Here is a 26,062-nt window from a genome sequence, read left to right on the forward strand (position 1 = left end):
CTTTTTATAGGATTGCTATTCTGTTTATCGCTTCTGAATATGCCGATTGGATTATTTTAAAGTGTCTACAGCGCAGGAGATTGGCGTCGCAAATCGCTCGCCGGTACTTTCAGGACGCGCATAAAGCGAACTGTTCGACCAAAAAATGCGTCGCGGGAAATTGCAGTGAAGCGTCTTCCCATTAGTAATGATTTGTAGTATTTGGTCTATAGCTTTCGCTGCAGTTGTTCGGCACCGAAGAATTGTGGTCGCCGGAACGTGGAGACAGGGTTTGAGGCCTGAAAATCCGCTTTTTTAGTGCTCCTCATTCATGCCCTTCCGCGCTACCGGTATTTGCCGCGGCGTCCTTTGGAGTGCGAGATGTATAAAAAGGGGCACTACAGCAACAAGCGGTGCAGGTATCGTTCCGGAATGCATCATGTTTCACGCCTTCACGAGAGGCGTCTGCGCGTCATCCCCGCGTCCGTCAGCGCATGGCTCGCGCTGTGCGCCGCGACGTCGGTCCACGCGCAAGACCAGATCATTATTGGCCCCGGCAACTACGGCTATTCCCAGAAGTTCAATAACATAAGTGGCCTGATCGTTGGCTCAACGACGATCGACCCTCGACCGCCGTATCCCGCGCAGTTGGGCGGCGCTGGCGTGACTGTCGAACCGAAGGGCTCTGCCGTCATCGACCCTGATGCCGGTTCGCAGCCCGGCAATGTCACGATCTATTCGCATTATGTGAGCGGTGCGCCGAACGATGGCCTGTACGTCTCGGGCGGCACGCTGACAATCAATGGCAGCAGCCACGGCTACGGCACCTACGTCTCGACCGACGGGCAACAGGTGCACGGCATATACGCGCCGTATTCCGGCTCCGCGACGATTCCGACCACGCTTGACGCCACCAATCTCTATATCACGACGGCGGGCAATTCAGCCGACGGCATTCGAGCCTACGGCACCACTTTTGGCGCACCAGTGATCACGCTGCGCGATTCCTCGATCACCACGTCAAGCGGTTTCACGAGTGCCTATGGCGTGCGGGCCTATCCGTATTCCGGCACTGTCGGCCCGACGATCAATCTCATCAACACCAAAGTAAGCGCGCTGGGTACGTCGACGTATGGCATCGCCTCTTCGGCGTCCACTATCAATCTCACCAACGGCTCGGTGTCGACCGTCGCGCCCAGCGCCTACACCACCTACATCTACAACGCCTCGACGCTCACCGCAAATGGCACGCTTTTCGCCTCAAGCGGCGCATCGGGTATCGGGCTCTACGAGAGCGGCGCCTCGACGGCAGCACTGATGAACGCGCAGTTCTCGACCACGGGCGACAATGCGCACGGCATCTATGACACGGCGTCCACGCTCGCCGCGCAGGGTGGCTCGATCAAGACCACGGGCTCGGGTGCGCTCGGAATCTGGCTAACAAACGGCGCAACGGCGACACTCAACGGCACGGGAATCTCAACGGGCGGTGCGACTGCTTACGGCATCTACCTGGGCAACAGCGCCAGTCTCGACATGCAGGGCGGCGGCGTGACGACCGCGGGCGGGACGGCGCACGGAGTCTGGGTCACGAGCGGCAGCACCGCCTCGATCGAAGGCGTGACGATCAGCACGAGCGGAACGACTGCGCGCGGGGTTTATGTCAACGGCGCGGGGTCGAGCGCGACGCTGACGAACGACCAGATCTCGACGACGGGCAGCCAGAGTTACGGCGTCCATGGCACGACGGACGCGATCGTGACGATCCAGGGCGGTAGTGTCTCGACGACCGGGCCGAGTGCGTATGCGACGTGGTTCGCCAATACCGTGCAGGCCACGCTGAATGGCACCGCAATCAGCAGCATGGGCAGCAACGCCTATGGCCTGCTCGTTGGCGGCCTCAGCGCGAGTGCCAGCGCCACCGGTGTCACGATCAAGACCACGGGCGCCGGTGCCGCGGGCTACTACGTCTGGACGACGGGTATCTTGCAGGCTTACGGCGGCAGTGTGTCGACGAGCGGAGCGAACGCGGCTGGCGTAGTCGTCGACGGGCTGTCAAGCGCGACACTTGCTCGCGACGCGAGCGGCGCGGGCACGAGCGTGACGACGAGCGGCAGCGGTTCGCACGCGGTGCGCGTCACCAACGGCGGCACGCTGAGCGCAACCGGCGCATCCCTGCACGCGACGGGCGACAACAGCAACGGCGTCTATCTTTCGGGTGCCGCAACGGCGTCCGTAGCGGCAAACTCCAATGCCGACACGCCACCCGCCACGCCGAGTGCAACGCTGGCCGCCGCGTTTCCCATTGTGCGCGCGGCGGCGCCCCTGGAATACGTTGCGCTCGCCAACACGACGGTGCAGGCGGACAAGGGCGCGGGCATCCTTGTCGCGGGCGGGGTGGCCAACGTGTCGCTCACGGGGTCCACAGTCACCGGCGCGAGCGCAGCGCTCGATGCCACGACGGCCTCGGTATCCTCGGCGCTCAGCGTCAACGCGGACAGCTCGACGCTCAACGGCGCCGTGCTGACCGACACGGGCAGCACGACCACACTAAATCTCGCGAATTCGAGCCGCTGGAACGTGACCGGCGACTCCACGGTCACGACGCTGGCGAACGCGAACAGCCTGATCGACTTCGAGCCGTCGCCGGCCCTTGGCTCGGCGCCGACTTCCGCGTCCTCGTATCGCGTGGTCAATGTGAGCGGCAACTACAGCGGTGCGCAGGGCACAGTCGCCGTGAATACGTGGCTCAATGCGGGCGGTTCGTTGAGCGCGCAATCTACGGATCGTCTGCTCATCGCGGGCAATGCATCGGGTGTCACTTATGTCGATGTAAAACCGGTCCCGGGCAGCCCAGGCGGCCTCACAGCGCCGACCGGCGTGATCGGCCCCAGCGAGGGCATCTCGGTCGTGCAGGTCGCGGGTAGTTCGACACAGGGTGCTTTCCGGCTCGCGGGCGGCTACGTCGTCGCTCCGGAAAGCCCTTACGAATATGCGCTCTATGCGTATGGCCCTCAGTCCTCGCACGGGGGCGCCGAAGACGCGCAGCAACTCGTCGGCAGCGGCGGCAGCCATTGGGATTATCGCCTGCAGAGCGTTTATGTAACACCGGATGGGCCCGTCGACCCCGTCGACCCCGGCCAAGGACCGTTGCCACCCTCGCCCGCTCCTGAAGAAGATGTGCAGATCCCATCCAATGCACGCCCGGCCGTGGCTCCGCAGGTGGCAGCGTATCTGGCCGCTCCGGCCGCATTCCTTTACTCAGGTCTGGTCGACATAGACTCGTTGCATCGCCGCCTTGGCGAGATCCGCGACGACGCCGATCTCGGCCGCGATGGCGGCCCCTCTGAGATGTTCTTCCGCGCGTATGGCGGCGACTTCAATTACTCGTCGAATATCGGCTTCCAGCAGTTCGGCTACAACATGTCCGGCGATTACAGCGCGATCCAGTTCGGCGCCAATGCGTTCAAGTTCCGCAACGACAACGGACTTTGGCGATTCGGACTGGCTGGCTCGGTGGGCTGGCTGCATTTCCAGCCCGAGGCTGTTGACGGCCCGAGCAGCAGCCGCTCGAACATTTACCGGTTGTCCGGTTATGGCACCTACCAGAGCCGGCAGGGATGGTATTTCGACGGCATTCTCTCGGTCGGCTGGCTTAACGGCGACGTCGACACGACAGCGCGAGGCCAGACCATGAAGCTGCAGGGAAACAGCTACGCGGCGTCGGTGGAAGCCGGCTACCCGTTCACGCTGCCGTACCGTATCAACATCGAGCCACAGATCCAGCTCGTCGGCCAGCATTTGAGCTTCCACAATTCGTTGGACGCGGATGATCTCGACATCAATATCGGCTCGCAGAACCAGCTGACAGGGCGCCTGGGCGTGCGCGTGACACGCCCCTTCGACGTGAACGCCGGGCGTGTCACGCCGTATGCGGAAATCGACGTCCTGCACTCGTTCGCGAAGGGCACCGCCGTGCAGGTCAGCGACGTGCAGTTCACGAGCGGCCAGATGGGAGACGCCTTGCAATATTCGCTGGGGATCAACGGCACCTACACGACAAACCTTTCGCTCTATGGCCGCGTGTCGTATCAGCAACAGATCGGTAATGGTGGCTTCCGCGGATGGCTCGTCAATGGCGGCGCGAGGTACGTGTTTTAACGCAAAGCCGCGACCCTGATCGCCCGCGCGTGCTGCCTCCACGGCCGCATTCAGCGCGCGGATGAAAGTCTCCCCGATGTCTGCTCTTTGTCGTGCTGGCGGAACCGGCCGTTACCGCGCCGGCGCGTTAGACAACCACTGCCGCGCTTCGGCTTTCATGCTCTTTTCATTTTCACTACCGCGGGTTGCGAAAACGCGGCCGACTGGAAAACCGCTCTTCTCGAGCAGATACGCAAGCGCCGCGTATTCTCTGGGGTACTTCGCAACCACCGCCTGCTCGATCTCGACGATACCGTTGGGAAACGTAAACGACCCCATGTCGTAAATGCTCTGACGCTTGACCAATTTCCAGACGCCATCGCGCCGTTCGACCTTGTCGAAGAAGCGATTGTGGACGGCGCAGCCCAGATTCAGTGCGGCGTTGTCGGCGACAATGACAGCGTTCGTTTCGACCACCGCCCGTTCGCCATGGAACGTCACGATCGGCGTGCCGATGAGATGCTTCGTTTTCAGCGCCGATCCGCCCATGCGCCTGGACCCCTCGATGAAATCGGCAGCCAGGCCTTCAAACCACGTCACTTCGATCTCGCCATCCGGATGGAACAGTTCGCGCAACTTGTCCCATTCGCCGAGGTCACGATGAATCCACCCTGTCATGAGGTCGGTAATCTGCCAACGATCTTCTGTGTACATCGTCATATTCGAATTCCATTTGTTGGGGGGCAGCCATGCGACGCCCCCGTCAATTGAAGTTATGCCGCCGGCTCCCCGCTCGACGGCGTCTCGCCGCCCAGGAACCGGCGCAGTACGGCATTAAAGGGCTCGCCGGTGCGCTGCGGTGCGTGCCCTGCGCCCGCGATCACGACGCGCTCGCCGCCAAGCTGCGAACCCAGCGCATCGGTAATGCCTTCGTAGGCGTCGCTATGGCCGCCGGAAATGTGAAGCTTCGAAAACGCAGCCGTTGCCAGTTCGTGCACGGGCACGACGGCTTCCGATGGCGACCGGAAATGCCGCAAGTGCCCCGCGAACGCGCTCAGGGGCGCAGGCAACGGGTCGGGCAGCGCCCGCGAGGGCTCCAGGATCCTGAAGAGCGTGCGCAGATACGTCTCGTCGTCAGCGGGCGGGTGCGCGGCAAGGCCAAGAGTCGCGTAGTGGAACGCGGTGACGCGGGCATCCTCCTTCGCAATGTCGCTGGTGCCCGATTCGATCAGTGTCAGGGACGCCACGCGGCTCACGTCTTTCGCCACTGCCAGCATGGCAACCGCGGCGCCATACGAATGCGCAACCACGTGATCGCCCGGTTCGAGAAGATCGGCTAAGTAACTCGCGTCGCGCTCGAAATCCTCGTCTCCTGGCCATGGGCTTGCGCCGTATCCCGGCCGTGCCGGCATGACGAGGCGCCAGGTGTCGCCAAGCGGCCATTGCTCCCGCCACGCCATCGCGCCGCCCAACCCGCCGCCATGAACGAAGACGACGCGCGGCCCGCTACCGCGTTCCTGAATGACCATTTGCCCCGGACCGCTGTATTGCTTCTCTTCCATTTTCATCACCCTGCTGTTGCAAGTTATCCGTCGAGTCGACCGCATTGCCAACCTGGCTGGCGCGTCAGAACCGCGTCGCGAGACCGACGCGCAGCGCCGTCTGCCGGTTAGAGCCGGAAGGCGAGAGACCGTTGATCCACGCATAGGCCGGACCATCTCCCCCCGCCTGCTGGAATACGCCCTCCAGATAGACCGTCGTGCGCTTCGAGAGCAGGTACTGCACGGCAGCGGTCACCTGACTGGCCTTGTTATGCGAGACCTTGGCATTGCCCTTCATGTACTGGTAGTTGGTCCCGATAAGCCAGGCGTCATTAAGCCAGCGCATGATCCCGGCCTGAACGACCCAAACCTCGGCCCCGGTCAGTGTGTTTTTCGTATCAGTGAAAAGCACGTTGTAACGGTTGCCGAGTCCGTCGTACCGCGCTCCGAAGCCGTAGTTGCGAATCCCCTCGCGGCCGTTGGCCAGTTCGGGATAGTGGGCGTCGACATACGCGCCGCCCACGGAAATCGCGCCCGCCGTATAGCTGGCCGAAAAGCCCACCGTGCGGTCGGCCTGCAACGAGCCCGCAACGCCGCCAAAGCCGTACATGGCGCCCGCCGAAAATCCGGCGAGATTGGGCGTCACGTACTTGACCGAGTTCTGCACGCGATGTGCGCCCCCCACGTTATCGAATTCGAACGCGCCCGTCGGATTCTCGGGTACGCCAAGCTTCCTAAAGGGACCCTGGCGCAGGTTATAGAGGCCGCCGTACGCATAGCTCGCATCGTAGCCGCCGTAGAACAGCGTATCGGTCATGAAGTCGTACTGGTTGCCAAACGTGACGGTGCCGTATCGATCATTGGTCAACCCGAGGTACGCGTTGCGTCCAAAGATCGAACCCGCTGGCATCGAGGCACCCGTGCCGAGGTTGAACTGCGAGACAAGGTTGAAGATCGCCTTTGTGCCCCCGCCCAGCTCCTCCGATCCCTTGATCCCGAAAAGACTGGGATACAGGATCGAGTTGTCGAGTTTGTAGTTGTGGCTTCCCTGTTCATTGGTCACGTACGTAAAGCCTTCATCGAGCAACCCATAGATGGTCGCACTGCCTTGTGCGTGGGCGCCTAGCGTCACACACACGAGAGATACTGCGGTCGCCGCCTTCTTCATTGACGTCTCCAGTTTATTTTTTATCGTTTTGCCGCGTGCGGGCTCGATCGCGCCCGCGGCGGCTTCAGTTCACTGCTTGGCCGCGATAGAGGCGTCCCGTCGCCGACATCGCCACGGCCGCGACCAGTGCGGGCAGCGCAAAAATGGGAAAGGCAATGCGCGGCGACTGCAGCAGCGCGAGCAGCACGCCCCCCGTCATCGAGCCGATGATCGATCCCACCCGGCCAACGCCTAGCGCCCAGCTCACGCCGGTAGCGCGGGCCCGCGTCTCATAGAAACCCGCCACGAGGACGTTCGCTCCGGTCTGCGCGCCGGAAAGGCCGAGACCGGAAAACCACACGGCGAGCGCGAGGAGCCCCGGGCTGCCCATCGCAGGGCCGATGCAGGCGATCGCAACAGCGGCGACCAGGTAAGAGGCGCTCAGCACAACGAACGGATTGATCCGCCGCATCAGCGCCGCATTGATCAGCGCGCCAACCGTCCCGCTCACCGGCAGCAGCGAACTCACCTGTGCTGCGTGCGCGGCGCTCATGCCCGAATCTGCCAGTACCGAAGGCAGCCAGCTGCTGATCTGGTAGTACACCCACAGCGTGCAGAAGAACGCGATCCAGAGCAGCACCGTGCCCTTCCGGTAGTGCGCATTGAAGAGTGTCGCCGCAGGCCGCGTCGAACCTTCCGCTCCAGGCCGCGCCGCTGTCGCGGGGTCGAGGGTGCCGGGAGCAACAGGGGCGTCGCCACCCAGCCGCCCAAGAAGGCGCCGGGCCTCGTCCGCATATCTGCGCTTGCCTGGCATGAAGCGCAGCGATTCTGGCAACAGCAACCAGAGCACCGGCGCAAGCGCGAGCGGCGCGATGCCCCCCGCCACGAAAACGCCGCGCCAGCCGTACGCGGGCATGATCAGCGCGGCCAGCTGGCCGCCGAACGCGAGACCGATCGTGAAGCCGCAGAACATCAGCGTGACTAGCATCGGACGGTGACGCTCCGGGCTGTACTCCGAGCTCAGCGTGATAGCAGTCGGCATGCCGCCGCCGAGCCCCACTCCGGTGAGAAATCGCAGCGTGATGAACCAGCCGGCTGCCGGCGCTGCCGACGTGAGCAGGCTACCGATGCCAAACAGGATCACGGAAATGACGATGGTCCGCTTGCGGCCGATGCGGTCCGCAAGCGGTCCGAATACAAAACTACCCACCGTCAGGCCGAGCAGTCCCGCGCCAAAAATCGCCCCGAGTTGCTGCGGCTCCAGCAGCCACTCGCGCTTGAGCAAAGGTGCGACATAGCCCGCCGACGCCACGTCGAATCCGTCCATGGCGACGACCAGGAAACAGAGAATCAGGACAATAATTTGTACTCCTGATACTTTTCTTGCGTTGATCAGATCTTCCACTGTGATTGCACTGCCCGACATGGGTTGTCTCCTGATGTTTTGCCGCGTTCACTTCGCGGTCGATTTGCCCGGATGCAAAGTTATACGCATGCACGTCATAAATCTATACAATGAATTTCATACATAGAATGAATTGGGTGCATAGGTGAGGCAGCCGGATCTGAATAGCCTGTATGTCATCGAAGCGCTTGCCGAGGAGCGCAGCGTTTCCCGCGCCGCAGAGCGGCTCGGCCTCACGCAGCCTGCCGTCAGCCACGCGCTGGCCCGGCAACGCTCCTTCTTCCAGGACGATTTGTTCGTGCGCGCTGGCGCCGTCATGGCGCCCACGCCCATCGGCGAAAAAGTCATCGAAGGCGTGCAGCGCGCGCTGGCCGTCGTCCGGCAGGACATCTGGCAAGCGAAGTCTTTCGACGCCGCGAGCACGACGCGCACGTTTTCCGTGTGCCTGAGCGACATGGGAGTGATCGTCCTGCTGCCCCGGCTACTCGCCGCACTCCATGCGCAGGCGCCAGGCGCAACCTTGCGCCCGATCCAGATGCCCTCTGTCGAACTGGCCGCCGCTTTGCAGGACGGCGCGCTGGACCTCGCAATCGGCTTTCTGGGGCGGCTTGGCGAGAACCTGCATCAACAGGCGCTCTTCACCCGTCCGCTGGTCGGCATCATTCGCGGAAGCGGCAAGCGCAAGACGGTGAAAATGTCGCTCGATCAGTTCATCGAGAGCCGCCACGTCGTGTCGGCCACGCTTGCCCTCACCAACCAGTTGCTCGAAAGAGAGTTGCGCCACCATGGCGTGAAGCTCAAGGTCGGCGTCGACGTCCCTTACCTGCTGGCCGTGCCCAGCCTCGTGGCGAATTCCGACTACATCGCCGTTGTGCCAGAAGAATTGGCGGACCTGTTTTCGCGGCTTGCCGCCGTCGATGTCTTTGCGCCTCCCATTGCGCTGGAGGATTTGACGGTGCGGCAGTTCTGGCACGCGCGATATCACAACGACGTGGGCCACCGCTGGTTCCGCGCACTCGTGGCGAGCACGCTTGGGCGGTGAAAGCCGAATCGCGGGCATTCACAACGCGTCGCCCGCTGCCGCACCGTTCGCCGCGCCCTGCCGCGCCGCGCGCAGGGGCGCAGTCTCTTTCAGGTTGAGCACCACGACGAAGCCGATGCCGAGCGCGATGAGCCCGAGCGTCATGATGTACTGAATGCCAAAATGCTTGGCGACGTACCCCGCAACCGCAGGCGCAACGCCGCCGCCAAAGACCTCGCCCACTCCGACAACGAGCCCGGATGCCGTCGACATCAGCTTCGCGGGAACGGACTCCGCGCTCAACGGCCCCACGGTCAAGGTGATCATGCTGAAGACGAAGAGCAGCGTGAGCATCAGGTAGAAAAACAGTGCCGTGGCGTTCGCGCCCGTGCGCGTGAGCAGTGTGAGGAAGATGGCGGCGCCGGCTACCGAGCAGATCATCACGGGTTTGCGGCCGAGGCGGTCCGAGAGCGCCGGCATCGTCACGGTGCCGAGCATGCCGCCGAAACCGATGGCCGACAGCACATAACCCATTTGTTGCACATCGAGATGCAGATAGTCCACGAGATAGCTGGGGAGCAGCGCTGTCAGCACGACGAGGCAGGTCAGCCAGCAGAACATGCCGACGATATTCAGCGGGATGTTGCGGTACCGGAACACGTCGCTCCACCGGTGACCAGCGGCGTCGCGGGTCGTGGTGTGAACGGCTGCGCCAGACGTCTTCGTGTCGCGCAGACTCTTCCATAGCAGCAGCGCGACGACGAGGCCCGGTATGGACACGATGGCGAATATAGAATGCCACGGCATGACCTTCAGCAACTGCGTCACCATGATCGGCGCGAGTCCCAAGCCGAAGAGCGGCAGTGCCATTTGCTGAATGCCGACATTGCGCCCGTGCCGACTGGGTTTCGATGCATCGATGGTCGCGACGATACTGGCGGGCGTGAACGCACCCTCGGCGAGTCCCATCACCGCGCGGATCAGGATCAGCGTGCCGAGCCCCGTGGCGAGCCCGCTGAGCCCCGCGAGCAACGAGAACACGACGATCGCGGGAATGATCACCTTGCGATGCCCCACGCGATCGGACAGGTTACCCATGAACATGGCGGAAAAACCCCACGCGACTGAGAGCGCCCCGGTGATATAGCCAAGATCCTGATAGTCGAGATGCAGGTCCTTCATCATGACCGGAAAGAGCGGCATGATCATGAACCGGTCGATACCCACCAGCCCGAACCCGAGCGAAAGAAGGAGAACTGCCTTCCATTCATACGCGGTGTCCCACCGCGATGTGCTTGTGCTATCCATGTCCACGTCTCCTGTTTGATGTGTGCTATCGGGCAACCTGCTAATTGCGAAAAAGCGGCCCAATTGGTTCGTTATCCTACGTTTTATGATGCATGTGCCCAACGCATCAATCGGCCGAGAACGGCCGCTATCGCGAGGGTGGAAGAAGCGCCGCCCCTTCCACCGGTCCACCTGCTTCACATCTGTACGCCTGCGAGGCATTCTTGCCCGATGCCGCGCCCGGCCTCGAGCGCCAGTCCTGCGCCAAGCATGCCAATGAGTTCTGGCAACGCCGTCAACGAGCCCACCGCGCCGAACACGTAGTAATCAGGGCGCACGATCAGCGCCTTGGCACCGTGTTCGTTGAAGAATGCCTCGTACTTCCCGCTTACATCGAAAAACACCCGGCCGGCGACGACCCGGCTTTCGTCGCGCGTAATGCCGATCGTCTGCCCGCCGATCAGCGCCAGCACCTTCTGCGCCTGTGCGTCCAGATAGAGGTCCGGGTCCGCATCCAGCGCGATCACATGAAAGCCGTTCGGCATGGCGTCGTCGTAGCGCATGACTTCGCCATCGTTTCGCACCTGGCCGTGCACGCATAGTTGACCGGCTATGCCACCCGTCGCCGAATTCTGGTCGGCACGGATGAGCCCGCCGGTCAGGCCCGGAAACGGCGGCAGCGCTGGCACCTGCCCCGACAGATAGGCCTCGTCGCGCTGAGCGGCCTTTTGCGGGTCCGAAATGCACACGACTTTGCCCATGGCGATCGACGCGTCGATGACGGCGCGAACCTGCGGGCGGCGCTCGGGCGTATACCCGTCGAGCAGGTCTGCGCCGGCAATGCCCTTGAGCACGAGGTCGAGGCGCCACGCAAGATTCCATGTGTCACGCAGGCCCGAGCACATGCCCTGCCCCATGAACGGCGGCATCTGGTGAGCCGCGTCGCCGGCAAGCAGCACACGCGACTTGCGCCACGTCTCGGCGATCAACGAGCGGAACGTGTACACCGCGTGGCGCACCAGCGTCGCACGATCCGGTCCGACCCACGGCGACAGCAGTTCCCAGACCTTCTCAGGCTTTTGCAGGTCTTCGAGTGTTTCGTGCGGCAGACGCATGAACTCCCAGCGGCGGTAGCCAGGCCCGCCGGGCACCATCGTGGTCGGACGCGCCGGATTGCACCACTGCCCGATATCGGGCACGTCGAGCTTCACGCCTTCGTTCGGCTTCAGGTCGATGACGAGCCAGTCTTCCTGGAATCCCAGGTCCTCGAAGGTCACCCCCAGCGACCGGCGCACGAAGCTGTTGGCGCCATCTGCCCCGACGACATAGCGCGCGCGGACCGTGCGCATCTCGCCGGTCGAAAGCCAGGTGCCGTTCATCATGCGTCCCTGCTTGAGGACCACCTCGCAGCAATCGGGCAACTGGCGCAGTTCGACGGCTTCCCAGCCCTGATTGACCGAGACGTTCGGCAACGATTTGGCCTTGCGGTCGAGCAGCGCCTCGAGCGAAGGCTGGTTGAACAGATAGCCCACGGGGCCGTCGCTGATCGATTCCGCGGACCAGTCGATTTCCACGAGCGTCTTCCAGTCGGCGTTGAACCACTGGTAAGTCGCGGACGGCTGGGATATCGATTCGATATCCTTACCAATTCCCATAGCATGAAATACGCGCCGGATTTCGTGATCGTGAAACACCGCACGTGGCAGCGGGTAAAGCGACGGCCAGCGATCGAAGACCGCGACATCGTAGCCGCGCTCGCCAAGCAGAATGGACAGCGATTGCCCAACAGGGCCGTAACCGATGATGACGACGTCGAGGAGATTCTGGTCAGCCATTTGAGTTCACCTGCAAAAAAGCGAGTCGTGCCCTGGCACCAGGTCGTCTGGCAGCCATCCAGTGCACATCCGTGAGAGAGAGAGTTCGTTCAGCCTTGCGGCTTCACGCCTTTGGCCCTATGCGGGGGCTTCGGTGTTGTGAATGAAGTTCCCGGGCACCGCCGGGCCCCAGAGGTACAGCGAGTCCTCCGGCGCAAAGTCGCCAGCGGGCCAGGCGTGCCCGGCTGAGACGAAATCGATGTCGGCCGAGTATTCGCAGAACGAGCCCCAAGGGTCTTCAACATAGTGAAAGTAGTTCGAACCGAGCACATGCCGGCCCGTGCCCCAGCCCTTCGTATAGCCGGCTGCCGCCATTTGCGATGCGCCCTCGCCGACGAGGTTGACGTTGTCCACGTCCCATGCCGCGTGGTGCCAGCCGCGCGCGCTGCTTTTCGCGAAGGCGACCAGATGGTGATCGCTGCCGTGCGGGGCGTGTGTAAAGGCGATGATGTCGCGCGAGCGGTCGGACAGGCGCAGGCCCAGCGTCTTGCCGTAAAAATCGAGCGCCCGAGGCACGTCCGGCGTAAAGAGCAGCACGTGCGAGAGACGACGAGGGCGCACGGGTTGAGATTCGGAGCGGGTGTGCGAACCGCGCTCATCCCCGGCGCTGCCGGCGAGCACGCACGGGTGCTTGGAAGACGGGCTGGTTTTCGGTCCGGCCTTCACCTGGATGAGATTGCCGTCGGGATCGAGGAACCAGAAGCCCTGCGGATCGGGAACCGGTTCGTTCAGCGCTACTCCGCCTGCCGCCTCCACCTGGGCGCGCAAGACGGGCAGATCGGCTTCGAAGCAGTTGAAGCTGAGCCACGCGAGAGACTTGGACGACGCAGGCAAAATGCGCGCCCAGCGATGGCCGTCGGCAGCCCGCAGCTCCAGCTGGCTTGCCTGCGGGCCAGCCGTCGAGACGTCGAGACCGAACGCCCGATAAAACCTCGCGGCATCGTCTATCGAGGGAACATTGAGCGCGAAGTGATCGATCGAGTGCACGCTCGCGCGCGCAGAAACGACTACCGGGTCGGACATGACCGTCTCCTTGGATGTAGCAATGCGCCGGCTCTGCGGCCGGCTCATGAAGAGTGCGCTGCTTAACGGGCGGCTTCGTCGGCAACCACGTTCCTGAGCGTGCCGATCTTCTCGACGCTCACCTCGCACACGTCGCCTGCCTTCATCAACAGCTTCGGGTTGCGCGCCCAACCGATGCCGGCGGGCGTGCCCGACACGATCACGTCTCCGGCTTCCAGCGTGATCGCTTCGCTGATGATGCTAATGAGGCTGGCAACGTCGAAAACCATGTCGTCCGTGCTCGCCGACTGCACCACCTCGCCGTTCAGACGCGTTTCGAGGCGAAGGCCCTTCACGCCGGGCGGCAGTTCGTCGGCGGTGACGAGATCGGGCCCGAACGCGCCGGTGCCGTCGAAGTTCTTGCCCACCGTCCATTGCGGCGTCTTGAACTGGTATTCACGCACAGAACCGTCGTTGAAGACGGAATAACCGGCTACGTGCGACAGGGCGTCTTCCTTGCAGATATGACGACCGCCCTTGCCCAGCACCACGGCAATTTCACCCTCAAAGTCGAGGCCTTCGGAATCGGTCACGCTCGGGCGGATCATTGGCTGCTCGTGCGCGATCAAGCTGGTCGCAACGCGGAAAAACAGCGTTGGGTAGTCGGGTTGCTTGTACTGGCTCTCTGAAGTGTGATCGGCGAAATTCAGTCCGACGCAAATGATCTTCGGCGGACGCCGGAGCGGCGGCAGCAGTTTCAGTCCGCTCGCCGCGATACGCTCCTGGTTTGTCCCACTGCCTACGTAATCGACGAGATCCACGCCGCGGGCGAGCACCGATTCCAGCGTTTCCTCTCCCAGCACGCGCACCACGTCGCCCTCGCGCACGCCCAGCGCCGCCTTGCCGTTTCGTTCAAAACTGACCAATCGCATTCCCATCTCCTGTTGCTCACCGTGGTGTTGCTGAGCACCCGGCGATGAATTGACATATTTGTCAATTCGCAATTCTAGTTGATTTGATAGAATCGTCAACCAGAATCCGGATAAGGAAAACCCGGATAGGGGCGGGTCACGAAGCGTCGAATGAACTGGAGAAAAAATGAAGGCTCCGACTGAGAACTACCAGAGCCGCGTAGGCGCCTTACGCCGGGAAAAGACGCGCAACAAGCTGATCGAGAGCGCACTCGCCGTTTTCGCCGAAAAAGGCCCCGACGCCCCAATGATCGATGACTTCATCGCCGCCGCCGGCGTGGCGCGGGGCACGTTCTACAACTACTTCAGGACGACTAGCGAATTGCTCGCGGCCGTCGCCGGAGAGACCAGCGACGAGGTGCTGAGCGTGATCGACCCGCTGGTGCTGGAAGTGAGCGATCCCGCGCAGCGCGTGGTGACGGGCTCGCGGCTTTACATGCTGATGGCAGCGCGTTATCCGCAGTGGGGCGCATTCATTACGCGCGTCGGCACACGGCGCGGCTCGCGCGGCCGCCTGCTCGATGAGTACCTCACACGAGATCTGCAGATGGCGATCGACGCGGGCCGGCTGCACGTCGGCCATGTAACGGTCGCACGCGATATCGCACTTGGCTCGATCATGTACGGCATCGAAACGCTGCTCTCGGGCGAAGCGCCGGAGGACTATACCGAGCAGTCGATGTTTGCGCTGCTGCAGGCCTTCGGTGTCGGTGTAGAGGAAGCACGCAGGATGGCGTGGGCGCCGCTTGGCGATTGCCCGGAGCCGCGCGGCGCCATCTTCGAGCGCGTGCGTCGCGTGGACGCGACCGCGCAAAAAGCGAAGCCAGCAAACTGACAGTCGACCTGGCACTTGGGCGAGTGATACTCGGCGTAGGTTTTCAGCGCAACGCCGTAAAAACCTACGCCGACCGGCAGGTATAGGCGCATGCAAACGAACGTCGAAGCACCAGCCGAGACGCGACGAAACCCAGTATTTTGTTTTTAATTCAAAAACTTGCGGCGCCTATTGGATCGCTTACGACTTCCCCGGAAAACGCCGCATCTTCTTTTATTCGTTTTCTTCGAAGTAATGCCCGAACTTGACCTGCTTGGTGCGGATATAACGCTCGTTTTCCTCGCGCATCGGGATCGCGAGCGCCACCCGTTCGATCACCGGAAGGCCGTGCTGCCTGAGCGTGTCGAACTTCTTCGGATTGTTGCTCATGAGGCGCACCGACGACACTTTCAGCAGCCGCAGGATCGCCGCCGCCGAATCGTATTCGCGGGCGTCGTCGGGCAGACCGAGATCGAGGTTCGCCTCGACGGTGTCGCGGCCCTGCTGCTGCAGCCGGTACGCGCGGATCTTGTTCGACAGGCCGATGCCCCGGCCTTCGTGGCCACGAAGATAGAGCAGCACGCCACGGCCTTCGGCCGCGATGTAGCGCAGCGCGAGGTCGAGCTGCTCGCCGCAGTCGCAGCGGTACGAACCGAAAACGTCGCCGGTCAGGCACTCGGAGTGTAGCCGCGTCAGCGTGGGCTCGCCGTTGCCCACGTCGCCCATGACGAGCGCGAGATGCTCGGCGCCGCCGTCCTTGACCCGGTAGACGTAGGACTCGAACGTGCCGTAGCGGCTCGGCAGCGTGGCGGTCGCGTCAAGCACGACGCATTCATTGGCGTTGTCGCTGTCCGCACAGGACGACTCAGGAAGGGTAGGCATGATTCTCGAGCAAAAACTGGCAAAACCGGCCAAGGGCCGGGTTGAGGTTCGGAACCGGAGTTTACCGCCATTTGCTGCGCCCCGCCGCCCAGCCCCGTAAGGGGCGGCTCGGCGCGCGCCGCATGCCCCCGGCATAAATGGTGCGACCCCGCGCTTACCCCGACAACGCGGGGCACACGAGCCGCCTATACTGGTATGGCTTTCCCATGGCTTGACGGGCAATACGCCCAGCTTGCCGCGCCGCGCAATGACTGGACAACCAGAAGGACGAAGAGGGGTCGCCCTATGACAAGCGTTGCACAGGTACTCAAATCGAAGCCGGAACAGGTGGTCTACACGATCGAAGCCTCTGACTCCGTCTACAACGCAATCCGCCTGATGGCCGATAAGCAGATAGGCGCGCTGCTCGTGACCGACGGTCCAACGATCGCCGGCATCGTCACGGAGCGTGACTACGCGCGCAAGATCGTGCTGATGGACCGATCTTCGAAAACGACCGCCGTGCGCGACATCATGAGCACGCACGTGCGCTTCGTCGAGCCGGAGCAGACCACCTACGACTGCATGGCGCTCATGACCGAGCGGCGCATGCGCCACCTGCCCGTGATGGACGGCGGCAAGCTCGTGGGGATGGTGTCGATCGGCGACCTCGTGAAGGAAATCATCGCCGAGCAGAAGTTCACGATCGAGCAGCTAGAGCACTACATCACCGGCGGCCCTGGCGCCTGACGTAACCCTCCCGCACTTCCCGACGCCAGACGTGAAAAAACGCCCAATCCCGAGGGGGTTGGGCGAAGCCACCTTTCGGCGGCGGAGGTTCCACGCATGAAAAAACGCGCGATGGTTTGCGCGGGCGGCGTGTGACAAAGGCGGAACGCTGTCCGCCTTCGCCGGTACGGGTTTGGAGCTTTGCTGGGTGGGGGCGCTGCCGGGTCAACTTACGCGTGCGTCCGTGCCTGCTCGCAACGCCCTGGCACGGGTTTGCGCTGGAACGGCCAGCCTTGGCCGATCGATGTCGCCCGGTCGCCCGCTTAGTTGCCGAAGTACACCGACTGCGACGGCCGCACCGTTGCAGGCTGGCCCGACTGCGCCGAACCCGAGGTCGACGGGCCATAGCCGCTCGTTTCGGCTGCCGGCGCTTGCTGCGCCAGGCCTTGCTGCTGGGTCACGCGGGCCTCGGCGGCCTGGATGTCGCTCGGGTACGTCGCGTCGTTGGCGGTAGCCGGGTTGTAGCCGGCCTTCTCGAGCTGGACCAATTCGGACTTCACTTCGGCGCGCGTGACCGGACCGTTGCCTTGCACCTGGGCAAACGAAAGGGCCGGAGCAGCCACGAGGGCGCCGACGAATGCAGCTTGAATCAGGGTACGGGACTTCATGTTCAATACCTCCATCACTTGTTTTGTGGCGGCGGCGGTGATCTCTTGCATCGCCGAACCAGTGAGTTTATTGAGACAGAAGCCTGGGGGAAACCCTAATTTTGGGAAAATACACTTTCGTTCGCGGCAACAATGCCGCGCGCATGCGATGTCCCGCGAGCGCCTTGCCGCGCGGCGCTTCGCGCGGATTGCGCTGCAGCGCCCGACCCGGTCACAGCGGGGCCACGCTGCCGTCCAGCAGCTTGCGCGGGCCGCTCACGAACCGGCTGTCCAGTTCGTAGAAACGCAGCGGCCGGTCCATCTCGCGCGAGAGCCCAATGCGCGTCGTCACGCCCACGGGCCGCTCGGGTTCGTCCACGCGGCCGATCCAGAGTCCGTGCCCGCGGCAGAGGTCGACGCCGTCGAAGGCCGCCGCAATGCCGAATGCCTGCGAGAGCCGCCCCGGCCCGCGCGCGAGATCGCGCAGCGGGACGCCGGGGCGCAGCGCCTCCATCGCGCCGATGCCTTCGAGCGGCTCCAGCGCACGAAACAAGATGCCTGCGCCCACGTCCACGGCTTCGCTCGACATGTTGAACATCCAGGCGCTGCCGTAGGTCAGCCGCACGTGGGCATGACCGCGCTCGAGGAACATCGCGGCGTTATAGGGCCGGCGTCCGATGTAGGCGTAGCTCGTGGAGTCGCCCACGGGATACGCCTCCACTTCGACGAGCCGCCCCACCATGCGCCCGCGCGCCAGGTCGCGCACGAGATATTTGCCGACCATGAAGCGCGCCAGCTCGGCAGTGTCGAGCGGCAGGTCGGCGCGGTGCAGTGGCAGGATCGTCATCGAAGCGTTCTCGGGGTGATCGGCGCGGGCATCGCGGTTTCGCGGACCGGCAGAGTGTAGCGCTGCCACGCTCATCCACGGCTCCTCTACCGCTCATCCACCGCTCATCCACCGCTTGGCCGCGTTCGGCCGGGCATTGCGCTACCATCGTCCGCATATGCGCGAACGGTTCGCGCTACCTCATGATCCGGCGCGCGTCGCTCGACAATGCGTCACGACCCGACGAGCGCCACCGAAGGAGCCGCACGATGAACGAACAAAGCGCGATTCAATTCCTCACGACGGTGCGCAAGCCCCTGCTCACGCTGCACAAGGCGATTCTCGACCACGAGCGCAAGGAGTACGAACGCGAGTTCGGACCGGTCACGCCGGCGGCCTTCCTGCAGGTGCTCATCAACGGTTCGGGCTTTCGCTGGCTGATGCCGCTCTCGACGGTGATCGCCAACGTCGACGAAACGCTCGACGCCAAGGACGCGAGCCCAGACGATCGCGTCGGCGCGGCGCAAGGCGTGGCCGCGCTCTTTTCCGGCGAGGAATCGGCGGAGTTCTACGAGCGCTATCAGGCGCTGCTGCAGGCGAGCCCCGAGATCCTGCACTTGCACGGGACGGTAGTGCCGCTCCTTAACGCCCTGAAGAACTGAGCGCGTTTCAGGCGCGCGGCGCCTTGCGACGCGCCGTGGCCGCCGTTGCCTCGGCTGCCGCGCTGCCGCGCTTGCCCTTCGCCGCGGAAAGGCGCCGCCAGAGCGTCGTCTTGCTGATGCCGAGCATCTCGCACGCGCGGTCGCGATCGCCGTTGCAGGCGTCGAGCGCGGCGCGAATTTCATCGGCTTCGGTGTTGAGGCTGCGCTCGCGCAATGTGAGCGCGCCCTCGCCTGCCGCCGCCGCGGCGCCACTTACAGCGCGCCGCGACTCGACCACCTCCGGCGCGATGGAGCGCAGCACGTCGGGCGTCAGCACGTCTTCTTCCGAATCGGCCAGCTCCACTACCATCCGCTCGACCACGTTCTGCAGTTCGCGCACGTTGCCGGGCCACGCGTGCCGCGCGAGCGCGCCGCTCACCAGCGCGAGCGTGCGCGCCGCGTCTTCGGGCGTGCGGATGCGCACGGCCACGCGCGGCTCGCGGCGCGAGGCCTGAAACAGCAGTTCTGCCGCCAGCAGTGCGATATCGGCGCCGCGCTCCCGCAACGGCGGAATGGCGAGATTGAGAATGTTCAGCCGATAGAAGAGATCCGCGCGAAACTCGCCCGCTTCGATCTGCTCGGTGAGCGCGCGGTGCGTGGCGGCAACCACGCGCACGTCCACGCGCGTGGGCTCCGTGGCGCCGAGGCGCACTACTTCGCGCTCCTGCAGCACGCGCAGCAGGCGGCTCTGCAACGGCAACGGCATTTCGCCGATTTCATCGAGAAAGAGCGTGCCGCGATGCGCCGCCTCGATGAGCCCCACCTTGCCGCCGCGCCGCGCGCCCGTAAACGCGCCCTCCTCGTAGCCGAACAGCTCGCTCTCGAGCAACGCCTCGGGAAACGCGCCGCAATTCATCGCGACGAACGGAAAGTCGCGCCGCGGGCTCTCGCGATGAATGCCCTGCGCGATCATCTCCTTGCCGGTGCCGCTTTCGCCTCGGATCAGCACCGTGGCGTCCGACTTCGCATAGCGCCGCGCGAGCTGGCGCACGCGCTCGATGCCAGGCGTTGCGCCGCTCAGGTCGTCCAGCCGGTAGCGCGCGACGAACTGCTGCGTGCGCTGACGCGAACGCAGCGTGCGGTCGAGCCGCTCCACCGCGCGCGACTCCTGGAACGTGAGCACGGCGCCCGTCGTCACGCCGTTGTCGACGAGCGGCCCGCGATGCACGACGTAACTCACGCCGCGCACCGTCTCGAGCGATTCGCCGTCGGCTTCGGGCAGCGCGAAGGCGATGTCGGGCGCGAGCGCGGCTAGCGACTGGCCCGCGGCCGCAGCCGGCTCGATGCCGAGCACGGCGGCGAGGCGCTGGTTGATCGCCTCCACGCGGCCGCGCGCGTCGAGCGCGACCACGCCATCGCGCAGATGTTGCAGCACGCTGTCGAGGCGCTGGCGACGCTGCGTTTCGCGCCAGGTGGCTTGCACGAGATCGAGCGCGTTGTCGAAAGCCGCGCGCACCGAGGGTCGCGAGTAGACGAAAAACGGCACGAGCCCCAGCCGCGCCGCGAGATCGTTGACGAGGCCCGGCCCCACGACCGCGCCCACGCCGCGGTCGCGCAGATCGAGCACGCAGGCCTCGGCGTCCTGGACCGTGCGGTACTGGCCGAACACCACGTCGATGCCGTACGCGCTGGCAAAGCGCTGCACCTCCACGGGTGTCTCGCCGTAGGTGACGAGCGCGACGAGATCGGCCTCGCGCCGCGCGCGGGCGAGCGCCTGCATCACGTCGAAGCCGGTGGGCTGCACGAGCACCACGGGCAGGTCGATACGCGCCTTCAGGTAGGTGCCGTTCGAGCCCGCCGCCACCACCACATCGGGCCGCTGGTTCGGCCCCGCCGCGGCGATTTCGGCCACCGCTTCCTCGAAGCCGCGCGGCACTACGCGCAGGTCCGCGAGTTCGTCGTATTCGCGGGCGATGTCGCGAAACAGGTCGCGCAGGCGGCTGATGCCCATGGCCCAGACACGCGGGCGAATGGCGGAGGAAGCGGGAGCGGGAAAGCGGTTCATGATGTCCAACGGTACGGTCGTGGCGTCGAGGGCCGAGGTAGCCGAAAACCGGCCGTCAGCCAGATTTCGCATTATCGCGCGCCGATTTCATTTTTGAAATTGCGATTTCATCATGGAAATCGGGGCGCGTTGCCGGCAATCAGGATTCCGCCGCAAAATCAACGCGTTAGCCTCCTTGCGCGGAGCTGGCACGCTACCTGCAGTATCAGGCGGCGATTCAATTGGAGACATCCCGCATGAACAACAAATCCCCCGTAAGCGCCGGCGCGAAATTCCGCGCAGCGGTGGCCGCCGAACAACCGCTGCAGGTCGTCGGCGCCATTACCGCGTATGCGGCCAAGCTCGCGCAGGCGACCGGCTTCAAGGCCGTCTATCTCTCGGGCGGCGGCGTGGCCGCCAACTCCCTCGGCGTGCCGGACCTCGGCATCAGCAGCATGGACGACGTGCTGATCGACGCCCGCCGCATCACCGACGCCGTCGATATTCCGCTGATGGTCGACATCGACACCGGCTGGGGCGGCGCTTTCAACATCGCGCGCACGATCAAGTCGTTTATCAAGGCGGGCGTGGCCGCCGTGCATCTGGAAGACCAGGTGGGTCAGAAGCGCTGCGGCCATCGCCCGAACAAGGAAGTCGTGGCAACCGGCGAAATGGTGGACCGCGTGAAAGCCGCCGTGGACGCGCGCACCGACGACGGCTTCGTCATCATGGCCCGCACCGACGCGGCCGCCGTGGAAGGCATCGACGCCGCGATCGAGCGCGCGGTGGCGTACGTGGAAGCGGGCGCGGACATGATCTTCCCCGAAGCGATGAAGACGCTTGACGACTACCGCCGTTTCCGCGCCGCCGTGAAGGTGCCGATTCTCGCCAACCTCACGGAATTCGGCTCGACGCCGTTCTTCACGACCGAAGAACTGAAGAGCGCGAACGTGGATATCGCGCTCTACTGCTGCGGCGCATATCGTGCGATGAACGCCGCCGCGCTGAACTTCTACGAGACCGTCAAGCGCGACGGCACGCAGAAGGCCGCCGTCTCGACGATGCAGTCGCGCGAGGACCTCTACCGCTACCTCGGCTATCACGCCTACGAAGACAAGCTCGACGCGCTCTTTGCCGCGAAGAAGTAAATCCGCCCACCATATAGTTCACAGATACCTGGAGAGAGGAAGACACCATGAGCGAAGCAGAAAACACCACGCAAGCCGCTGGCGGTTTCAAGCCGAAGAAGTCCGTTGCGCTGTCTGGCGTGGCGGCGGGCAACACGGCGCTGTGCACTGTGGGCCGCACCGGCAACGACCTGCACTACCGCGGCTATGACATTCTCGACCTCGCCACCGCGTGCGAATTCGAAGAAGTCGCGTACCTGCTCGTGCACGGCAAGCTGCCGAACACGGCCGAACTGGCCGGCTACAAGGCGAAGCTCAAGGCGCTGCGCGGCCTGCCCGCCAACGTGAAGACGGCCCTCGAAGCCGTGCCCGCCTCCGCGCATCCGATGGACGTGATGCGCACGGGCGTCTCGATTCTGGGCACGGTGCTGCCCGAGAAAGACGACCACAACCTGCCGGGCGCGCGCGATATCGCCGACCGCCTGATGGCTTCGCTCGGCTCGATGCTGCTGTACTGGTATCACTTTTCGCACAACGGCAAGCGCATCGAAGTCGAAACGGACGACGACTCGATCGGCGGCCACTTCCTGCACCTGCTGCACGGCCGCGCGCCGTCGAAGTCGTGGGTCGACGCGATGCACGTGTCGCTCAACCTGTACGCCGAGCACGAGTTCAACGCCTCGACGTTCACGGGCCGCGTGATCGCGGGTACGGGCTCGGACATCTACTCGGCCATCACGGGCGCGATCGGCGCGCTGCGCGGTCCGAAGCACGGCGGCGCGAACGAAGTCGCTTTCGAGATCCAGTCGCGCTACGAAAGCCCCGACGACGCAGAAGCCGATATCCGCGCGCGCGTGGAGAAGAAGGAAGTCGTGATCGGCTTCGGCCACCCGGTGTACACGATCTCGGACCCGCGCAACAAGGTCATCAAGGAAATCGCGAAGAAGCTCTCGAAGGAGCAGTCGAACATGAAGCTGTTCGACATCGCCGAGCGCCTCGAATCGACGATGTGGGAAGTCAAGAAGATGTTCCCGAACCTCGACTGGTTCAGCGCCGTGTCGTATCACATGATGGGCGTGCCGACCGCCATGTTCACGCCGATCTTCGTGATCGCGCGCACGGCCGGCTGGAGCGCGCACATCATCGAGCAGCGCATCGACAACAAGATCATCCGCCCGAGCGCGAATTACACGGGTCCGGAGAATCTGAAGTTCACGCCGATCAGCAAGCGCTGAATGAGGCTCACCAGTCGTCCGGGTGGACTATGACGTTCGGACGACTGGGAGACGGCGGCGCGCGCGTATAGAGTGAGGACATTCGCTCACGACGCGCGCAGCTGCCGCCAACCCACTACATCTTTGGTCCCCAAGCCGTGAATACCGCCTACCGCAAGTCCCTCCCGGGCACCCGGCTCGATTACTTCGACGCGCGCGAAGCCGTCGAGGCCATCCAGCCCGGCGCCTACGACACGCTGCCGTACACCTCGCGCGTGCTCGCCGAAAACCTCGTGCGCCGCTGCGACCCGGCCACGCTCACCGCCTCGCTTACGCAGCTCATCGAACGCAAGCGCGACCTCGACTTTCCGTGGTTCCCGGCGCGCGTGGTCTGCCACGACATCCTCGGGCAAACGGCGCTCGTCGACCTCGCCGGCCTGCGCGACGCGATCGCCGACCAGGGCGGCGACCCCGCCAAGGTGAATCCGGTCGTACCGGTGCAGCTGATCGTCGATCACTCGCTCGCCGTGGAATGCGGCGGCTTCGACCCGGACGCGTTCAACAAGAACCGTGCGATCGAAGACCGACGTAACGAAGACCGTTTCGACTTCATCAACTGGACGAAGAAGGCGTTCAAGAACGTCGACGTGATCCCTCCGGGCAACGGCATCATGCACCAGATCAATCTGGAGAAGATGTCGCCCGTGATCCAGGCGCGTGAAGGCGTGGCGTTCCCCGACACCTGTGTCGGCACCGACAGCCACACGCCGCACGTCGATGCGCTCGGTGTGATCGCCATCGGCGTGGGCGGCCTCGAAGCCGAGAACGTCATGCTCGGCCGCGCCTCGTGGATGCGCCTGCCCGATATCGTCGGCGTCGAGCTGACCGGCAAGCGCCAGCCCGGCATCACTGCCACCGACATCGTGCTCGCCCTTACCGAGTTCCTGCGCAAGGAGAAGGTCGTGGGCGCGTATCTGGAATTCCGTGGAGCAGGCGCGTCGAGCCTCACGCTCGGCGACCGCGCCACGATCTCCAATATGGCGCCCGAATATGGCGCGACGGCCGCGATGTTCTTCATCGACGATCAGACGCTCGAGTATCTGCGCCTCACGGGCCGCGAAGAAGAGCAGGTCAAGCTCGTCGAAACCTACGCGAAGACCGCAGGCCTGTGGGCCGACACGCTCGCCAACGCGCAGTACGAGCGCACGCTGACGTTCGATCTTTCGAGCGTGGTGCGCAACATGGCCGGCCCGTCGAATCCGCACAAGCGTCTGCCCACATCCGCTCTCGCCGAGCGCGGCATTGCGGGCAAGTGGGAAGAAACGCCGGGCCAGATGCCCGACGGCGCAGTCATCATCGCCGCCATCACGAGCTGCACCAACACGAGCAACCCGCGCAACGTGATCGCCGCCGCGCTGCTCGCGCGCAACGCGAACGCGCGCGGCCTTACGCGCAAGCCGTGGGTAAAGAGTTCGCTCGCGCCGGGATCGAAGGCCGTCGAGCTTTACCTCGAAGAAGCCAACCTGCTGCCCGATCTGGAAAAGCTCGGCTTCGGCATCGTCGCGTTTGCATGCACCACGTGTAACGGCATGTCGGGCGCGCTCGACCCGAAGATCCAGCAGGAGATCATCGACCGCGACCTGTACGCGACCGCTGTGCTCTCGGGCAACCGCAACTTCGACGGCCGCATTCACCCGTATGCGAAGCAGGCGTTCCTCGCCTCGCCGCCGCTCGTCGTCGCGTACGCGATTGCGGGCACGATCCGCTTCGACATCGAACGCGATTCGCTCGGCACGGACAAGGACGGCAAGGCCGTGTACCTCAAGGACCTCTGGCCGAGCGACGAAGAGATCGACGCCATCGTCGCGAAGAGCGTGAAGCCCGAGCAGTTCCGCAAGGTGTACGAACCGATGTTCGCGGCCACCGCGGCAAGCGGCGAAACGACCGACCCGCTCTACGACTGGCGCGCGCAAAGCACCTACATCCGTCGTCCGCCGTACTGGGAAGGCGCGCTCGCTGGCGAGCGCACGCTCAAGGGCCTGCGCCCGCTCGCGGTGCTCGGCGACAACATCACGACCGACCACCTCTCGCCCTCCAACGCAATCCTGCTGGACAGCGCAGCGGGCGAATACCTCGCGAAAATGGGCCTGCCCGAAGAGGACTTCAACTCGTACGCGACGCACCGCGGCGACCACCTCACGGCGCAGCGCGCAACCTTCGCGAACCCCACGCTCGTCAACGAGATGGCCGTAGTGGACGGCGCCGTGAAGAAAGGGTCACTCGCGCGCGTCGAGCCGGAAGGCAAGGTCACGCGCATGTGGGAAGCCATCGAAACGTACATGGAACGCAAGCAGCCGCTCATCATCGTCGCGGGTGCGGATTACGGCCAGGGCAGCTCACGCGACTGGGCGGCCAAGGGCGTGCGTCTCGCGGGCGTGGAAGTGATCGTGGCGGAAGGCTTCGAGCGCATTCACCGCACGAACCTGATCGGCATGGGCGTGCTGCCGCTGGAGTTCAAGGCGGGCACGAGCCGCACGACGCTCGGCATCGACGGCACGGAAACCTACGATGTGATCGGCAAGCGCACGCCGCGCGCCGACCTCACGCTCGTGATCGAGCGCCGCAACGGCGAGCGCGTGGAAGTGCCGGTCACCTGCCGGCTCGATACGGCCGAAGAAGTGTCGATCTACGAAGCCGGCGGCGTGCTGCAGCGTTTCGCGCAGGACTTCCTCGAATCGTCGCAGGCAGCGGCATAAACGGGAAACGGGCGGCGCAGCGGTCACACGCGCGCC

The 26,062-nt window shown here is 64.2% G+C and carries 20 protein-coding genes; 8 read left to right on the plus strand and 12 right to left on the minus strand.

Translation table 11 applies throughout. The annotated features are described in order from the left end of the window. Positions 1 to 411 precede the first annotated feature (411 nt). On the plus strand, positions 412 to 4,140 hold the full coding sequence (locus M3I53_RS31370; protein WP_254319705.1) for an autotransporter outer membrane beta-barrel domain-containing protein: 3,729 nt from the start codon (positions 412 to 414) through the stop codon (positions 4,138 to 4,140). A 111-nt stretch (positions 4,141 to 4,251) separates the two neighbouring features. Here M3I53_RS31370 and M3I53_RS31375 read toward each other — a convergent pair whose 3' ends face one another. From M3I53_RS31375 to M3I53_RS31390, 4 genes are all read right to left on the minus strand, one after another. Beyond that, entirely contained in the window at positions 4,252 to 4,839 is a 588-nt protein-coding gene (locus tag M3I53_RS31375) for a nuclear transport factor 2 family protein (protein ID WP_254319706.1), read from the minus strand. A 53-nt stretch (positions 4,840 to 4,892) separates the two neighbouring features. Continuing rightward, positions 4,893 to 5,681, minus strand: a complete 789-nt coding sequence (locus M3I53_RS31380) for an alpha/beta fold hydrolase (protein ID WP_254319707.1) — start codon at positions 5,679 to 5,681, stop codon at positions 4,893 to 4,895. 64 nt (positions 5,682 to 5,745) lie between these two features. Further along, a complete protein-coding gene (locus M3I53_RS31385; protein WP_254319708.1) occupies positions 5,746 to 6,828 on the minus strand; it encodes a porin in 1,083 nt (360 codons plus the stop codon). A 64-nt stretch (positions 6,829 to 6,892) separates the two neighbouring features. Then, positions 6,893 to 8,233 (minus strand): MFS transporter, encoded by a 1,341-nt coding sequence (locus tag M3I53_RS31390; protein WP_302057913.1) that lies wholly within the window; start codon positions 8,231 to 8,233, stop codon positions 6,893 to 6,895. A gap of 124 nt (positions 8,234 to 8,357) precedes the next feature. Here M3I53_RS31390 and M3I53_RS31395 point away from each other — a divergent pair, with 124 nt between their 5' ends. Continuing rightward, positions 8,358 to 9,254: a LysR family transcriptional regulator gene (locus tag M3I53_RS31395; protein ID WP_254319710.1), complete on the plus strand. Its 897-nt coding sequence runs from the start codon at positions 8,358 to 8,360 to the stop codon at positions 9,252 to 9,254. A gap of 18 nt (positions 9,255 to 9,272) precedes the next feature. On the opposite strand, the gene M3I53_RS31400 is transcribed toward M3I53_RS31395, so the two are convergent. The 4 genes from M3I53_RS31400 to M3I53_RS31415 all read right to left on the minus strand — a co-directional run bounded on the left by M3I53_RS31400 (position 9,273) and on the right by M3I53_RS31415 (position 14,328). Beyond that, entirely contained in the window at positions 9,273 to 10,541 is a 1,269-nt protein-coding gene (locus M3I53_RS31400; protein ID WP_254319711.1) for an MFS transporter, read from the minus strand. A gap of 176 nt (positions 10,542 to 10,717) precedes the next feature. Next, a complete protein-coding gene (locus M3I53_RS31405) occupies positions 10,718 to 12,355 on the minus strand; it encodes a bifunctional 3-(3-hydroxy-phenyl)propionate/3-hydroxycinnamic acid hydroxylase (RefSeq protein WP_254319712.1) in 1,638 nt (545 codons plus the stop codon). A gap of 117 nt (positions 12,356 to 12,472) precedes the next feature. Beyond that, positions 12,473 to 13,417, minus strand: coding sequence for a VOC family protein (locus tag M3I53_RS31410; RefSeq protein WP_254319713.1), 945 nt, complete (start codon positions 13,415 to 13,417; stop codon positions 12,473 to 12,475). A gap of 62 nt (positions 13,418 to 13,479) precedes the next feature. After that, positions 13,480 to 14,328 carry a fumarylacetoacetate hydrolase family protein gene (locus M3I53_RS31415; protein WP_254319714.1) on the minus strand — a complete coding sequence of 283 codons (849 nt, stop codon included), beginning with the start codon at positions 14,326 to 14,328 and terminating at the stop codon, positions 13,480 to 13,482. Positions 14,329 to 14,494: 166 nt separating this feature from the next. Between M3I53_RS31415 and M3I53_RS31420 the strand changes: the two genes are divergently transcribed. After that, a complete protein-coding gene (locus M3I53_RS31420) occupies positions 14,495 to 15,202 on the plus strand; it encodes a TetR/AcrR family transcriptional regulator (RefSeq protein ID WP_254319715.1) in 708 nt (235 codons plus the stop codon). A gap of 213 nt (positions 15,203 to 15,415) precedes the next feature. Here M3I53_RS31420 and ribA read toward each other — a convergent pair whose 3' ends face one another. After that, positions 15,416 to 16,063, minus strand: coding sequence for a GTP cyclohydrolase II (ribA, locus tag M3I53_RS31425; protein WP_254319716.1), 648 nt, complete (start codon positions 16,061 to 16,063; stop codon positions 15,416 to 15,418). A gap of 285 nt (positions 16,064 to 16,348) precedes the next feature. Between ribA and M3I53_RS31430 the strand changes: the two genes are divergently transcribed. After that, entirely contained in the window at positions 16,349 to 16,792 is a 444-nt protein-coding gene (locus M3I53_RS31430) for a CBS domain-containing protein (RefSeq protein WP_028205575.1), read from the plus strand. Between the two features lie 302 nt (positions 16,793 to 17,094). Here the strand turns inward: M3I53_RS31430 and M3I53_RS31435 are convergent, their stop codons facing one another. Then, the gene (locus M3I53_RS31435) at positions 17,095 to 17,439 is read right to left on the minus strand and encodes a DUF4148 domain-containing protein (protein ID WP_254319717.1); all 345 of its coding nucleotides are present in this window, start codon (positions 17,437 to 17,439) and stop codon (positions 17,095 to 17,097) included. Between the two features lie 211 nt (positions 17,440 to 17,650). Continuing rightward, positions 17,651 to 18,265, minus strand: a complete 615-nt coding sequence (locus M3I53_RS31440) for a DNA-3-methyladenine glycosylase (protein WP_254319718.1) — start codon at positions 18,263 to 18,265, stop codon at positions 17,651 to 17,653. 248 nt (positions 18,266 to 18,513) lie between these two features. Between M3I53_RS31440 and M3I53_RS31445 the strand changes: the two genes are divergently transcribed. Further along, positions 18,514 to 18,906, plus strand: coding sequence for a hypothetical protein (locus M3I53_RS31445; RefSeq protein ID WP_254319719.1), 393 nt, complete (start codon positions 18,514 to 18,516; stop codon positions 18,904 to 18,906). Between the two features lie 7 nt (positions 18,907 to 18,913). Here the strand turns inward: M3I53_RS31445 and prpR are convergent, their stop codons facing one another. Further along, positions 18,914 to 20,950, minus strand: a complete 2,037-nt coding sequence (gene prpR / locus M3I53_RS31450) for a propionate catabolism operon regulatory protein PrpR (RefSeq protein WP_254319743.1) — start codon at positions 20,948 to 20,950, stop codon at positions 18,914 to 18,916. Positions 20,951 to 21,186: 236 nt separating this feature from the next. Here prpR and prpB point away from each other — a divergent pair, with 236 nt between their 5' ends. The 3 genes from prpB (at position 21,187) to acnD (ending at position 26,026) form a co-directional block, all read left to right on the plus strand. Continuing rightward, positions 21,187 to 22,077, plus strand: coding sequence for a methylisocitrate lyase (gene prpB / locus M3I53_RS31455; protein ID WP_254319720.1), 891 nt, complete (start codon positions 21,187 to 21,189; stop codon positions 22,075 to 22,077). 47 nt (positions 22,078 to 22,124) lie between these two features. Then, positions 22,125 to 23,291 carry a 2-methylcitrate synthase gene (gene prpC, locus M3I53_RS31460; RefSeq protein WP_254319721.1) on the plus strand — a complete coding sequence of 389 codons (1,167 nt, stop codon included), beginning with the start codon at positions 22,125 to 22,127 and terminating at the stop codon, positions 23,289 to 23,291. Between the two features lie 137 nt (positions 23,292 to 23,428). After that, a complete protein-coding gene (acnD, locus tag M3I53_RS31465) occupies positions 23,429 to 26,026 on the plus strand; it encodes a Fe/S-dependent 2-methylisocitrate dehydratase AcnD (RefSeq protein ID WP_254319722.1) in 2,598 nt (865 codons plus the stop codon). Positions 26,027 to 26,062 lie beyond the last annotated feature (36 nt).

This window comes from Paraburkholderia sp. CNPSo 3272 (assembly GCF_024206495.1).
GTDB lineage: Bacteria > Pseudomonadota > Gammaproteobacteria > Burkholderiales > Burkholderiaceae > Paraburkholderia.